The following is a 14,932-nucleotide window of genomic DNA, read 5'->3' as shown; positions in this document are numbered from 1 at the left end:
CAAAGATTAGATGCTCTAAATAGTTCGTTCTGTCGCTAGGCGTCGAAATGAAGACAGCGCGGGGAGCATACACTAAGTATGTGACCCATGTGGCTGAATGAAGACAACAACGCGACAGCACGAAATATGACAAAGATTAGATGCTCTAAATAGTTCGTTCTGTCGCTAGGCGTCGAAATGAAGACAGCGCGGGGAGCATACACTAAGTATGTGACCCGTGTGGCTGAATGAAGACAACAGCGTGGCAGCACGAAATATGACAAAGATTAGATGCTCTAAATAGTTCGTTCTGTCGCTAGGCGTCGAAATGAAGACAGCGCGGGGAGCATACACTAAGTATGTGACCCGTGTGGCTGAATGAAGACAACAACGCGACAGGACGAAATATGAAGAGCATTTAGATGACGCGGGAAAACTGCCGCTGCCTCATCTGATTACGCAAATACACATCAAAACACATGCAAATATTACGAATAAGTAAACGTCCTTGTGGTGTCACTTTAATACCTTTATCTGTTATTTCAACCAGCCCATCTTCAGCCATTGGTTTCAGCAGTTCTAAATCTTCCTTAAAGTAAGATTTAAAATCTATCGGATATAACTCTTCGATTTGCGCGAAACTCAATTGGAAGTTACAGATTAAGGTTTTGATGACATCGCGGCGTAGACAATCATCATCGGTTAAGGCGAGTCCACGCCACAGCGCGTGACCTTGCTCTTCAACTTGCGCATAATAGGTTTTCAAATCTTTCTGATTTTGTGCGTAGTTATCACCTAACATACTGATCGCAGAAACCCCTAACCCCAGTAAATCACAATCTCCTTGGGTGGTGTAACCTTGAAAATTACGGTGCAGAATGCCTTCCCGTTGTGCCACGGCAAGTTCATCCTCAGGGCGTGCAAAGTGATCCATACCAATAAATTGATAACCATCTCTGGTGAGAGTCGCAATTGTGTCTTGCAGAATATCGAGTTTTTGCTCCGCACTTGGTAAATCAGCGTCTTTAATTTTACGCTGCGCAGCAAATAAATTAGGTAAGTGCGCATAATTGAACACACTTAAACGATCTGGTGATAATTCAGCCACTTTCTTTAGGGTAAATGCAAAGCTTTCAGGTGTTTGCTTAGGTAAACCATAAATTAAATCAATACTTGTCGAGGTAAACCCCATCTCTTTAGCCCGTTTAATTAAGGCGAAAATAAAATCTTCGTCCTGTTCACGGTTAACCAGTACCTGAACTTCTTTATTAAAATCCTGCACTCCCATACTTAGACGATTAAACCCTTCATGGCGTAAGTGGTCTATCATATCCAGTTCAATTTCACGCGGGTCGACTTCAATCGACATTTCCACATCATCCGCAAAATTAAAGTGTTTTTTCAATAAACCAACCAAATGGCTGACTTGAGCTTTATCGAGATAAGTTGGAGTACCACCGCCCCAATGCATTTGTGTCACGATGCGGTTTTTTAATAACGCTGCGCGCTGAATAATTTCTTTTTCAATTACTTGAAGATATTCATCGGCTTTATGTTTTTGGCGTGTCACTAATTTATTACAGCCACAGAAATAACAAAGTTTATGGCAAAAAGGAATATGAACATAGAGCGATAAGGGGCGATCAGGATAACGCTGCGTTGCTTGAACAAACGCATTCTCATCGTACTCTTGATTAAATTCCAAGGCGGTGGGGTACGAAGTATAACGTGGCCCTGAATAATTGTATTTTTGAATGAGAGAAAGATCCCAAACAATATTTTGCTCTGACATAACATTCCTCAATTGACCAAAAGCTCAAACTATAACGATGACTTCACTCTATTTAATTTGTTATTCGATGAGAGTGAAAATTTTATAACCTGCATAAGCATTATAGACTCTAAATATTTCGAGTTGCAGCTAGGCGACAAGTGAATGAGTCGCTAGGAGTATACATAAGTATATGACTAGTGCGAATGAACATAGTCAACAACGCTGCAGCTTTAAAATATGACGAGTATAAATATGTTAGAGAAAAGAGACTTGATGCAACATCAAAGAAAAGTGAGTTAGCAGAAAAAATAGCCAAATCCCCCGCTAGCGCGAGGGATCTTTTAAACGAAATTATTTACTTTTTAAGATGCGCATAATGTCATCAAGTTTTTCTTCGTCTTCTTCCTCTTCTTCTTCGCTATATTCAATACCGAGAATATTCATCAGCTCATCGATACGGTCTAAACAAGTATCAACATATTCTTGTTCTTGCGCCGTGATGGTTTCGCCATCTTCTAGGCGTGCCAAAATGCTATCTAAACGGTCATCGCTTTCCAGCATTTCCAGCTCTTTTTCTGGTGTCAGTTTTTCTTTAACAGCTGGCTGTTTTTTCTCAACCGCAGGTTTCGTGACCTGTTTTTCATCCACAATTAAAGGCACTGGCTTTTTGCTACCTAAACGTGGGTCGGTTGAAGTATTTTGCCCACCATTTTGCTTATTAGAAGCCTGTTCTACATAACGGCTGCCAGACTTATGACCGCGATGTTTTTTCTCACGCTTACGCTCACGGCCTTCCGCATTTATCTCTTCTTTAGTTTTACGGTATTTTTTCTTTGGCTTAGCAGCCGCTTTTTTTGGTGCATTCATGGTCTGATACCTTGATAAAGTCAGTTTCTGCTGCGAAATCTAGCAGGATCCCATAAAGGGGGAAAGCACTAGTTTGCAATTTCAGCGGATTTTTTACTCCACCCTGCCTTCGCAATAGTACTTTAATGATTATACCTTAAATAATTTGTGTTGCATGTACACTCATGCAACACAAATTATTTAGAGCATGGAGGTTCAAATAACAAAAAGAGAAATGATTAACTCATTAAATAATTCTAAATAATTCAAGTTGTGGCTAGGCGTCAATCGAGGTTATCTCGGGGAGCATACATAAGTATGTGACCCGAGTAGCCGAGAGAAGACAGCAACGCCACAGCTTGAAGTATGACGAAGATTAATGCGCTAAATAGTTTGAGCTGTAGCAAGGCGGCAAGAATTGCTAATCCCTAGGAGCATACAAAAGTATGTGACTAGGGTTAGCAAACGCAGCCAACACCGCTACAGTTCAAAATATGAAGCGCATTTTAGGCGTCGACTAGGATCATTTTTAACAAAAACATCGCCGCGACTAAAATCACACACAAACCCAGATCACGCCAGCGACCAGTACCAATTTTCATTGCACAGTAAGCAATAAAGCCCAACGCAATACCTTCAGTAATCGAGAAACTAAATGGCATCATCACTGCAGTAATAAATGCGGGTACAGACTCAGTTAAGTCATCCCATTTCACGCGAGTTAGGCTTGATGTCATCAGCACGCCCACGTAAATCAAGGCTCCCGCAGTTGCATAAGCTGGAACCATACCTGCAAGAGGTGAGATAAACATAGTCAATAGGAATAAAACACCAACGACGATCGCGGTTAAACCTGTACGCCCACCAACAGAAACACCTGAAGAACTTTCAATATATGCAGTGACTGAAGATGTTCCCATCGCTGAACCTGCGACAGAACTCAAGCTGTCTACATATAAAGCTTGTTTCATTCGAGGGAAAGTCCCGCGTTCATTGGTGATACCCGCTTTGTCAGTCACCCCAATCATGGTACCTGATGAGTCAAACAAATTGACTAGCATAAAGGCAAAAATCACACCGGATAACGCTAAATCTAAAGAACCAGAGAAATCAACCTGCCCCACGACACTCGTGATACTTGGCGGCATTGAGAATATCCCAGAATATTTTACATCTCCCAGAGCCAGACCAATCAAAGTGGTCACCGCAATAGAAACTAATACCGCGGCATGAATATTACGTGCCGCTAAGATGGCAATAATAAAGAACCCGAGAGCTCCCAGCCAAACATTATGGTGAGTCAAGTTACCGATAGAAACTAACGTGTCCGGGTTAGCCACAATAATGCCGGAGTTTTTCAGCCCCATCATCGCAATAAATAGGCCGATACCACTGGTGATCCCGACGCGAAGACTCAAAGGAATGTTAGCGATAATCCAATAACGTATGCGGAATAGTGTCAGAATAAATAAGCCGACAGCCCCCCAAAATACGGCGCCCATAGCAACTTCCCATGAATACCCCATCGCCCCTACAACAACAAAAGCAAAAAAGGCATTCAAGCCCATCGCGGGTGCAACAGCAATCGGTAAATTTGCCAGTAGCCCCATTAAAATGCTACCAATTGCCGCAATTAAACAGGTGGTCACAAACACGGCTTTGATGTCCATGCCTGCAACTGAGAGTATTTGAGGGTTAACAAAGACGATATATACCATCGTCAGGAAGGTGGTGAAGCCTGCAACAACTTCTGTCCGTGCTGTCGTGCCGTGCTCTTGCAATTTAAAAACACGCTGAAACAAGCCCTGCGGTTGTGCCGAGCTAGAAGATTGATTACTCATTAGATATTGCGCCCAAAAAAAGTTTTTTTCGCCCTATACTACAATTAAAAACCACAAAAGAAAACGATTGCGTAAACTGCAAGGAGCCAAAATGTCCTAACTAACTGATACGCCAAGATGAAATAATAAAAATAACCCAAAATAGTGGAGTGAAAAAATGGTGGGTATTTCACCACCACTTTTGATTTAGGAAAGTGCTAACAATTTTTGTCGACGCCAAAACAATAAACGATGTTTCGCAGCCAGTTTTTGGGGTTGATGCTGTGCACTGAGCTTTTTCGCCACTCTATTCGCAATAATTTCTACCGCAAAGCACATCACAAAATAAATAAATGCAACGAATAAGAAAACTTCGAGAGGATAAACCATTTCACGGTTGTTCACTTGGGTTGCTAAGAAAGAAAGCTCCGCAACACCAACAACATAGGCTAATGAGGTGTCTTTAATTAATGCTACCCACTGGTTAATAAATGACGGTACCATCATGCGTAAGGCTTGTGGTAACACGATATTCCATAATACCTGCCAGCGGCTAAACCCCAAGGATAAACCTGCCTGCCACTGCCCTGCTCCTATTGCTAAAATGCCCGCTTTCACAGCATGAGCCAAATATGCGGAGGTAATCAATGCCAATGCGCATACTACCGTTGCAATACCCGGAATTTCCATACCCAATAAGATTGGCAACAGGAAATAGGTCCAAAAAATCAACATAATGACGAGAATTGCACGAAAAAATCCTAAAACTGCGGCGAACAGGTTAACCCAGAAGCCTCGTAGCATGGCTAAGGCTATTCCGCCCAATGTCCCTAATACAATGGAGGCCGCACCGGCAAGTAAGCTAATGACTAGCGTCAGCGCTGCGCCTTCAAGTGGTCCATCAGGGAAAGTACCGAATAATAAATATTGCCAGTTCTGCTCAATAACTGAAAAATCCATTTTATACCCCCTGAGCCAAATTACGCTGCTGGCGCCACTGGCCCCACCCCTCCATTACTGCAATAATAGCAATGTACAATACTGTCGCTACCCCAAAGGCAGTAAAGGTTTGCAGTGTCTGGCTATCAACCTGACGAGAGACATAAGACAGTTCTGCGACACCGATGGCCATCGTTAACGATGAGTTTTTCACCACATTCATATATTGGCCCAGTAGCGGAGGCATGGCGATTTTAACGGCTTGCGGTAATACCACTAATTTCATGGCCTGCCATGACGTTAATCCTAAAGCAAACGCGACATATTTTTGCCCTTGGCGAACACCACGGATCCCAGCGCGAATTTCTTCGGCAATAAAAGGGACGGTATACAAGGTCAAACCAATAAAACCCGCTAAGAATTCAAATGACGGCCAACCCACGGTTATTCCAAATAAATGGATTTCATGGGGAGTATTTAGCCATTCCATTGCAGCAGAGGGTAAAATTTCACCGGAAGCAAAATACCAAAAGAATAACTGCACCAACAAAGGCGTATTTCTAAAAATAGAGATGTAGATACTCACGGCCCAACGCACAGGAGCAATTTGACTATCCTTTGCTGATGCAACTATAAAACCCAATGCAGTGGCTGCAACAATGGTACAAATCGAGATCCAAACGGTGATCAAAAAACCGTAGCCAAACCATTCTAGATACTCGGGGGCCAATAAATGGGCAGACCAAAAATCACCACTCAAAAATTTTTCAAACATTGTTCACGACCTATTGCCTTCACAGCCTGTGATTAAAAACGCATCCCTTATAACCAAGAACCCCGCACAGAGTGCAGGGCTTCATATCACTGAATATTTACCGCTACCCGTTAAGACTGAGGTTGTTGCTCACTCAGTGGCGCAAATTTAAAGTCCCCGCGTGGCTGTGCAGCTTTAGTATCTGGGCCAAACCAACGGTTATAAATTACCTCGGCTTTACCGTCTTTCTCCAGTTTCAACAATGTTTCGTTGACGTTTTCAACCAAACGGGTTTCACCTTTGCTTGCTGCCAATGCTTGGTATTCTTTCGTCAGGCTAAATGGGGAAATCTCAAAATCTGCTTTCACTTTTTCAGGTAAATTACCTAATAAACCAACCAGTTTCGCATCATCTTGTGTGATAGCTTGGACGTTGCCATTACGCAGTGCAGCGAATGCTTGCGGCGTATCATCGTACGAAATTACCTTTGTATCAGGGAAACGTTCACGTAAAGTCACTTCCTGCACAGTGCCTTTATCTGCACCAATACGTAGTGGTTTGATATCGTCAGGGGTTTTTAATACGCCTTTACGGGCAATAAATTTTTGGCCTGTCGCAAAATCAGGGATAGAAAAATCAACTTGCTTTGCGCGCTCATCAGTAATGGTGAAATTAGCGCCAATCAGGTCAACTTTGCCCGAAGTCAGAAGTGGGATACGGTTTGCTGGGTTAGTGGGACGAAGCTCAAGTTTTACCCCTAAGCTATCTGCAATTTCTTGTGCGATATCCACATCATAGCCCGCTAATTTTTTAGTTTGTGGGTCAATAAAGCCAAATGGTGGATTGCTATCAAACACAGAAATGCGGATCACACCCGCTTGTTTGATATCATCTAATTTATCTGCGCTAGCGACATTCGCTGTCAGCGCTAAACCTGTAAGTAAAACAGTCGTTAGAATACGAGCTTTCATTGAACACCCCTGACGGTAAATTTTTGTAAATCGACCATCACACGCTATCAACTATTACTTAGCACTTGAAATAATATTAAATAATATATTTATAACCAAATGGAATATTAACGGAGACAAAAAAAGCCACCTTGATAACAAGGTGCCCCAGACATGGTTAAACCATCAATAGACTCTTATCGAGCAAGAAGAAAGTCGGTAGAAGAGATTGAGACAAATGATTGGAGTTGTAGCTTAATACTCTAAATAGTTCGTATTGTGGCTAGGCGGCAAGCAAGGATATCTCGGGGAGCATACATCAGTATGTGACCCAAGTAGCCGAGTTCAAATATTAGAACCACAGCTTGAAGTATGACGAGTATTTAATACATTAACCTCATACATTAATACTCTAAATAGTTCGTGTTGTGGCTAGGCGGCAAGCAAGGATATATCGGGGAGCATACACCAGTATGTGACCCGAGTAGCCGAGCGAAGCCAACACCGCCACAGCACGAAATATGACGAGTATTCGAGTAATTATTTATTCGTTAACATCTTCTCAAGACTATCCCCACCCACATGACGGAAATCCTGCCCCTTCACATAGTAGAAAATAAACTCACAGATGTTTTGGCAACGGTCACCGATGCGCTCAATTGAACGAGCACAGAATAGTGCTGTTAATACACTTGGGATCGTTCGTGGGTCTTCCATCATGTAGGTCATCAATTGACGTACGATGCCCTCATACTCTTGGTCAACTTTCTCATCTTCACGGTAGATACGAATCGCTTCTTCAAGATCCATTCGAGCGAACGCATCTAATACATCATGTAGCATTTGTACTGTATGACGGCCTAATGATTCCAAACTCACTAACAAGGGCTGGTGTTGATGAGAAAATTTTTCCAATGCGGTTTGACAGATTTTGTCCGCAACATCACCGATTCTTTCCAGCTCAGCAATCGTTTTTGAAATCGCCATAATCAGGCGCAAATCACTCGCCGTTGGTTGGCGTTTCGCGATGATTTTAACGCATTCTTCATCAATGGCCACTTCCATCATATTGACTTTATGGTCATTTTCGATAACTTCACGTGCTAGGGCTTCATCCTGATTATGCATGGCCGTAATGGCTTTGGTAAGCTGCTCTTCGACCAGTCCTCCCATCGTCATTAATTCAGTATGGATATGTTCCAGTTCAGCATTGAACTGCCCCGATATATGTTTGTTGTGATTCAGCGTATCCATCGTCGGCTCCATATCAACCGTAGCGGCCAGTAATATAATCTTCAGTTTGCTTCATTTCTGGGGTAGTAAACATTTTGTCAGTATGGTTAAACTCGACTAACTCCCCTAAATACATGAAAGCCGTATAGTCAGAACAGCGTGCTGCTTGTTGCATATTGTGGGTAACAATCACCACGGTGTATTCTGATTTTAATTCACTAATCAGTTCTTCAATTCGACCAGTTGAAATAGGGTCTAGAGCGGAACAGGGTTCATCTAGCAATAAAACCTCAGGGCGAATAGCAATACCACGAGCAATACAGAGACGCTGTTGCTGGCCACCCGACAAGCTATAACCACTTTGGTGTAACTTATCTTTGGTTTCATTCCATAATGCCGCCTTTGTTAACGCCCACTGCACGCGCTCATCCATTTCCACACGGGATAACTTCTCAAATAAACGCACACCAAATGCAATGTTGTCATAAATAGACATCGGGAATGGTGTTGGTTTTTGGAAAACCATTCCGACTTTCGCGCGCAATAACGCAATATCTTGTTTATCAGTCAGGATGTTTTGGCCATCCAGTAAAATTTCACCTTCTGCGCGCTGCTCGCCATACAATTCATACATTTTATTGAAGGTGCGTAATAACGTCGATTTACCACAGCCTGATGGGCCGATAAATGCAGTCACTTTATTTTTTTCAATGTCTAAAGAGATATTTTTCAGTGCGTGAAACTTGCCATAATAGAAGTTGAGGTCACGTACTTTAATTTTACTATTTGCAATATCGTTTGCATTAATCATGGTTTGCTTTTCTCTCTAAATCTTTATTTATCTGGCGCTTAGTGTTTTTTCTGTGCGAAAACAACACGTGCAATGATGTTAATCAGCAGGACACATAAGGTAATTAACAGAACCCCAGCCCATGCAAGCTCTTGCCATTCAGAGAATGGGCTCATTGCAAATTTGAAGATTGTCACTGGTAAGTTGGCAATTGGCTCGCTCATATCTGTACTCCAGAACTGATTTGACAGTGAAGTAAACAGAAGCGGTGCGGTTTCCCCAGCAATACGTGCAATTGCAAGCAAGATCCCAGTGATAATCCCTGACACAGACGCTTTTAGCGTAATAGATAAAATCATTTTCCATTTTGGTGTGCCAAGTGCATAAGCGGCTTCACGCAAGCTATCCGGAACTAATTTCAACATATTTTCAGTAGTTCGAATAACAATCGGAATTTGCAGCAATGCAAGCGCCACGACCCCAGCCCAACCCGAGAAGTGCTGCATTTGAGCAACCACAATGGTGTACACAAACAACCCTACAACGATAGATGGAGCTGATAATAAAATGTCATTAATAAAGCGGGTGACTGAAGCTAACCATGACTTACGCCCATATTCAGCTAAATAAATTCCCGCTAAAATCCCTAAAGGCGTACCGATAACTGTCGCCCATAAGATTAATAAGCCACTACCTACGATGGCATTTGCCAACCCGCCACCTTCCGTATTAGGTGGTGGAGTCATTTCAGTAAACAGATTGAGGGACATGCCATCAATCCCTTTAGTGACTGTAGAAAATAAAATCCACACTAACCAGAACAAGCCGAAAGCCATAGTTAACATCGAGACAAGTAGTGCCATTCTGTTAACTTGGCGACGCCACGCTTGACGACGAGCTCGTTCTTTTTCATTCACTGCGATAGGTTGAGATATCGACATTTTAACGGCCCTCATTTTTCGCAAGACGCATGACCATTAACTTGGAAATCGCTAACACAATAAAAGTGATAACAAACAGGATCAGTCCAAGTTCCATCAAGGCCGAGGTATGTAAGCCGCTCTCAGCTTCCGCAAATTCATTTGCCAGTGCTGAGGTAATACTGTTTCCAGGCATAAACAGTGATGCGCTATCAAGTTGGTAAGTATTACCAATCACGAAAGTAACCGCCATGGTTTCACCCAGTGCACGGCCAAGACCTAACATCACTCCACCGATTACCCCATTGCGGGTATACGGCAGCACGATATTCCAAATCACTTCCCATGTCGTACAGCCAATCCCGTAGGCTGACTCTTTCATCATCACAGGAGTTTGTTCAAATACATCGCGCATCACTGACGCAATATAGGGAATAATCATAATCGCGAGGATAATCCCCGCTGCTAAAATACCGATTCCGAATGCAGGCCCTGAAAATAGTTCACCGACAATCGGCACACTCGACATCACATTACCAACTGGTTCTTGGAAATACTCTGCAAACAAAGGTGCAAAGACAAATAACCCCCACATCCCATAAACGATACTTGGGATAGCAGCAAGGAGTTCAATCGCGATACCAAGAGGACGTTTTAGCCAATTGGGAGCCAGCTCGGTTAGGAATAGTGCTATACCAAAACTAACGGGTACTGCGATAATCAGAGCAATTAACGATGTAACGATAGTGCCATAAATAGGCACAAGAGCACCGAATTCTTCCGCCGGAGCATCCCACTCTTTGGTCCACAAAAACGAAAACCCAAACTTCTGCATACTTGGCCAAGATGCAAAAATAAGGGAAAGAATAATGCCTCCGAGCATTAACAAAGTGATGAGCGCGGCAATCTTTACCAGTGCACTAAAAATCACATCACCTGATTTGCTGGGAGCTCTAAATGCCGTTGTTTTCTCGGCCATGCGCTTTGTTCTCATTTCATTCCTGCTCTTTTCTACAGGATTGCGTTACAACGATGAGCGGGTAAGCTCTGTTCCTCAGCACTTACCCGCCATTTCCAACCCTAAGTGCACTTAGAAAACCTAAGTTCACCTAGAATAATGCTTTACCTTGGCTATCTTTAACTTCTGTTTTCCATGCTGCACGTACTGCGGTCACGACTTCTTGAGGTAAAATTGCGTAATCTAGTGCTTCCGCTTGTTTACCACCTTTATCATAAGCCCAGTTGAAGAAATCAAGAACCGCTTTGCCTTTTTCCGCATTCTCTTGCTGCTTGTGAACTAAGATGAATGTGGTTGAGGTTATCGGCCATGCATTCGCACCATCACGGTTTGTTAAATCTTGAGCAAAAGATTTAGACCAGTCCACTTTCTTCGCTGCTGCGCTGAAGCTTTCACCCGTTGGTGAAACCGCTTCGCCATCAGCGGAGATTAATTTAGTATACGCAAGGTTGTTCTGTTTTGCGTATGCATATTCAACATAACCGATAGAACCTGGTAGACGCTGTACGAAAGCTGCAACGCCATCATTCCCTTTACCACCTACGCTATTTTTCGGCCAGTTAACGGTAGAGCCCGCACCAACGTCTGATTTCCAGCTTGCGCTTACTTTAGCAAGGTAGCTCGTGAATACGAACGTAGTACCCGAACCGTCAGAACGTCTAACGACCGCGATAGCTTGGTCTGGTAAACTCACATTTGGATTCAATTTAGCGATTGCTGGGTCATTCCATTTAGTGATTTTACCTAAATAGATATCACCTAATGTGTTGCCATCTAAAGTCAATTGCCCTGACTCAATACCTTTTACATTTACAGCCAGTACCACACCACCGATAACCGTAGGGAACTGGAATAAGCCATCTTCTTTGAGTTTTTCATCAGTTAATGGGGCGTCAGAAGCTCCGAAATCAACTGTTTTTGCATTAATTTGTTTGACACCACCAGAAGAACCAATCCCCTGATAGTTTACTTTATTACCTGTTTCTTTCTGATAAGAATCTGCCCACTTCGCATAAACAGGAGCAGGAAAGGTCGCGCCAGCTCCGGTCAGGCTGGTAGCAGCAAAAGAAGACATTGCAGTCAGAGATAAAGTTGCTGCCATTACGCTTGCTAAGGTGGTACGCGTCATTTTCATAATCCCTCCGGGGATGTATAGAAACAATCAAGTATAAAATTGTTGGGTGTATGTCACGGTAGGAAAAATAGGACAATTTAGTTACGACAACATGTCGTTTTTATGACAGTTTTATGACAATTGCTGATTTTTTCACTGGCGAGAAAACAAAAACGAAGAAAAATACAATTTTACAACTTAAAATTCAATTAGTTATAAAAACAAAATTTCGAAACTAATATCAAAAAGAAAAATGACAGACTGTCATAAAAGCGAAAAATATTTTTATCCTGCAACTATAAAGTAATACTCAAAACAATTTGTGTTGCAGCTAGGCGGCAAGTGAGGATATCTCGGGGGAGCATACACAAGTATGTGACCCGAGTAGCCGAACGCAGCCAACAACGCTGCGGCGTAAAGTGTGAAGAGTAGGAGGATAGCTCTAAATAGTTCAAGCTGTAGGTAGGCGCCAAAACAGATAGCCTCTTTTCCTACTTGATACAAATAATACTCAAAACAATTTGTGTTGCAGCTAGGCGGCAAGCGAGGATATCTCGGGGGAGCATACACAAGTATGTGACCCGAGTAGCCGAACGCAGCCAACAACGCTGCCGCGCAAAGTGTGAAGAGTATTTAGTCTTCTTTCTCTTTAAGAGGAAGCAAAGCCCTAATAGCAAACCCGCCACGCTCACTTTTATGAATCTCAATGCTCCCTTCGTGAGCATCAACAATTCGACGAATAATCGCTAGACCTAACCCTGTTCCTTTGTTGCTACGGGCTTTTTCACCTTGCACAAATGGCTGGAACAGGCGGTGAATATCTTCTTCTTTGATACCTGCGCCATCGTCTTCAACTTGGAACCAAACTGAGTCTTCCGTTTTACCACTACTGACCTTGATCCAGCCATTACCATAGCGGTATGCATTAACTATCATGTTCGTAATAGCGCGTTTGATCGCTAATGGGTTACCATTAACAATCATTGAGCCGGGCTCAAGTGTGGTTTCAATTTCACCGATGACATTGCTTTCTGAGTTCACCGCGTCCATTAAAATAGCGTTAAGGTCACAGAATTCCATATCCATTTCTTGACCTGTTTTCAGGTAGGACATGAATTGACCGATAATCGCATCACACTCTTCAATATCTTTATTAATTGATTCCGCCAGATAGCTATCTTCTGGGCTCATCATCTCTGTTGCTAAACGAATACGGGTTAAAGGTGTTCTTAGGTCATGGCTTACCCCTGCCATTAAGACAGTTCGATCATTTTCTAAGGTTTTAATCCCTGCTGCCATGTGGTTAAAAGAACGGATGGCGGCCCTAACCTCGGTGGCGCCTTTTTCTTGCATTGGGGGCAAAATTACCCCTTTACCAACTTCACCTGCATGATACTCCAATTCAAGCAACGGCTTGTTTTGGTAGCGTATATACAACCATACCCCGGCAAAAATGGTGAGAAAAATCGTTAAGGTATAGCGAAAAACCAGGGAAAACTGATTTTGACCAATTTCAGTCAGAGGAACTCGCACCCAGATATCAGGTGCGAGATAAGACGTTAGCCATAGAATGGGATACTCTCGGCCTAGTTCGAGATGAACACTCGCCTTGCCACCAATATATTCGGACATATGTTCGCTTAGAAAATCATACTCTTTTGCCCAGTTCAGCCCTTCTTCCATTGCCGCTGAATGTGCATAAAAGGTAATCCCTAATTCATTGTAGATTTTCTTACGCAACACGGGAGATACCCGCACTGAGGTTCCATCTTGTAGAACCATTTTCTCTGTCATTAATGTTCTTACTTCGTATGCCAATACCTTATTGAATTGTTGTAAGCTAGGCATCACAACAAAATTCAACACGACCATATAACTGGTTACGAGGCTCGCAAACAGTAAGGCTACAAATAAAAATAACGAGCGAGAAAATGTACTACGCCTTGAAAACCTCAGTCGCTTCATGCTTTACTTCCATCCGGAACAAACACATAGCCCAAGCCCCAAACCGTCTGAATATAACGAGGATGTGCTGGGTCTTCTTCAACCATACGACGCAAACGTGAGATTTGAACATCAATAGAACGTTCCATCGCACTGTATTCACGGCCTCGCGCTAAGCTCATTAACTTATCACGAGACAACGGTTCCCTTGGATAAGAAACCAACACTTTTAACACCGCGAATTCGCCGCTGGTTAATGGCATATTTTCATCACCTTGGAACATTTCTCGTGTTCCAAGATTTAATTTAAATTTACCGAAAGTAATTATTGCATCATCTTGAGATGGCGCACCCGGTAATTCATTAGCTTGACGACGTAATACCGCTCGAATACGAGCTAGCAATTCCCGTGGATTAAAAGGTTTTGGAATATAGTCATCTGCACCGATTTCTAAGCCAACGATACGATCAACTTCTTCACCTTTCGCTGTCACCATAATAATAGGAATTGGGTTATTTTGACTACGTAAGCGGCGGCAAATCGATAGGCCATCTTCACCCGGTAGCATTAAATCTAAGACGATCAAATGAATAGATTCCCTTGTCAGGATTCTGTCCATCTGTTCAGCGTTTGCAGCACTCCTTACCTGAAAACCCTGCTCAGTGAGGTAACGTTCCAGCAGTGCACGTAAACGCATATCATCATCGACGACAAGAACCTTATAACTTTCCTGCATTTTGTAGCCCTCAAGATGTGCATCTTTCAAATTATTTTTTTAATGAATGTAAATAAAACAATATTAATGCTCACTAATTTACCACTAACGTAGGATTTAATGAATCATTTTACT

Annotated in this window: 13 protein-coding genes; all 13 read right to left on the bottom strand. The window is 42.6% G+C overall.

What is annotated here, in order from left to right; genetic code table 11:
• Positions 1 to 397 precede the first annotated feature (397 nt).
• Positions 398 to 1,771, bottom strand: coding sequence for an oxygen-independent coproporphyrinogen III oxidase (gene hemN, locus FVA69_RS01160; protein WP_123382640.1), 1,374 nt, complete (start codon positions 1,769 to 1,771; stop codon positions 398 to 400).
• Between the two features lie 333 nt (positions 1,772 to 2,104).
• Positions 2,105 to 2,620 carry a Der GTPase-activating protein YihI gene (yihI, locus tag FVA69_RS01155; protein ID WP_109912393.1) on the bottom strand — a complete coding sequence of 172 codons (516 nt, stop codon included), beginning with the start codon at positions 2,618 to 2,620 and terminating at the stop codon, positions 2,105 to 2,107.
• Positions 2,621 to 3,105: 485 nt separating this feature from the next.
• Positions 3,106 to 4,440: an NCS2 family permease gene (locus tag FVA69_RS01150; protein WP_004266114.1), complete on the bottom strand. Its 1,335-nt coding sequence runs from the start codon at positions 4,438 to 4,440 to the stop codon at positions 3,106 to 3,108.
• 186 nt (positions 4,441 to 4,626) lie between these two features.
• Positions 4,627 to 5,379, bottom strand: coding sequence for an amino acid ABC transporter permease (locus tag FVA69_RS01145; protein WP_164528270.1), 753 nt, complete (start codon positions 5,377 to 5,379; stop codon positions 4,627 to 4,629).
• Position 5,380: 1 nt separating this feature from the next.
• Positions 5,381 to 6,133: an amino acid ABC transporter permease gene (locus FVA69_RS01140; protein ID WP_164528269.1), complete on the bottom strand. Its 753-nt coding sequence runs from the start codon at positions 6,131 to 6,133 to the stop codon at positions 5,381 to 5,383.
• 110 nt (positions 6,134 to 6,243) lie between these two features.
• Positions 6,244 to 7,083, bottom strand: a complete 840-nt coding sequence (locus FVA69_RS01135; RefSeq protein ID WP_004266117.1) for an ABC transporter substrate-binding protein — start codon at positions 7,081 to 7,083, stop codon at positions 6,244 to 6,246.
• Positions 7,084 to 7,602: 519 nt separating this feature from the next.
• Positions 7,603 to 8,316, bottom strand: coding sequence for a phosphate signaling complex protein PhoU (phoU, locus tag FVA69_RS01130; RefSeq protein WP_036958602.1), 714 nt, complete (start codon positions 8,314 to 8,316; stop codon positions 7,603 to 7,605).
• A gap of 13 nt (positions 8,317 to 8,329) precedes the next feature.
• Positions 8,330 to 9,106: a phosphate ABC transporter ATP-binding protein PstB gene (gene pstB, locus FVA69_RS01125; protein ID WP_004262838.1), complete on the bottom strand. Its 777-nt coding sequence runs from the start codon at positions 9,104 to 9,106 to the stop codon at positions 8,330 to 8,332.
• A gap of 38 nt (positions 9,107 to 9,144) precedes the next feature.
• Entirely contained in the window at positions 9,145 to 10,026 is an 882-nt protein-coding gene (pstA, locus tag FVA69_RS01120; protein ID WP_004266119.1) for a phosphate ABC transporter permease PstA, read from the bottom strand.
• Between the two features lies 1 nt (position 10,027).
• The gene (gene pstC, locus FVA69_RS01115) at positions 10,028 to 10,984 is read right to left on the bottom strand and encodes a phosphate ABC transporter permease PstC (protein ID WP_164529309.1); all 957 of its coding nucleotides are present in this window, start codon (positions 10,982 to 10,984) and stop codon (positions 10,028 to 10,030) included.
• Positions 10,985 to 11,114: 130 nt separating this feature from the next.
• Positions 11,115 to 12,158, bottom strand: coding sequence for a phosphate ABC transporter substrate-binding protein PstS (gene pstS, locus FVA69_RS01110; protein WP_004266120.1), 1,044 nt, complete (start codon positions 12,156 to 12,158; stop codon positions 11,115 to 11,117).
• Between the two features lie 612 nt (positions 12,159 to 12,770).
• Positions 12,771 to 14,102 carry a two-component system sensor histidine kinase EnvZ gene (envZ, locus tag FVA69_RS01105; RefSeq protein ID WP_164528268.1) on the bottom strand — a complete coding sequence of 444 codons (1,332 nt, stop codon included), beginning with the start codon at positions 14,100 to 14,102 and terminating at the stop codon, positions 12,771 to 12,773.
• Positions 14,099 to 14,818 carry an osmolarity response regulator transcription factor OmpR gene (ompR, locus tag FVA69_RS01100; protein ID WP_004266122.1) on the bottom strand — a complete coding sequence of 240 codons (720 nt, stop codon included), beginning with the start codon at positions 14,816 to 14,818 and terminating at the stop codon, positions 14,099 to 14,101. The genes envZ and ompR overlap by 4 nt, the downstream gene beginning before the upstream one ends.
• Positions 14,819 to 14,932: the final 114 nt, after the last annotated feature.

Origin of the sequence: Providencia sp. PROV004, from assembly GCF_011045615.1 — a bacterium.
GTDB lineage: Bacteria > Pseudomonadota > Gammaproteobacteria > Enterobacterales > Enterobacteriaceae > Providencia > Providencia rettgeri.
This window is presented reverse-complemented; position numbering and strand designations above follow the sequence as displayed.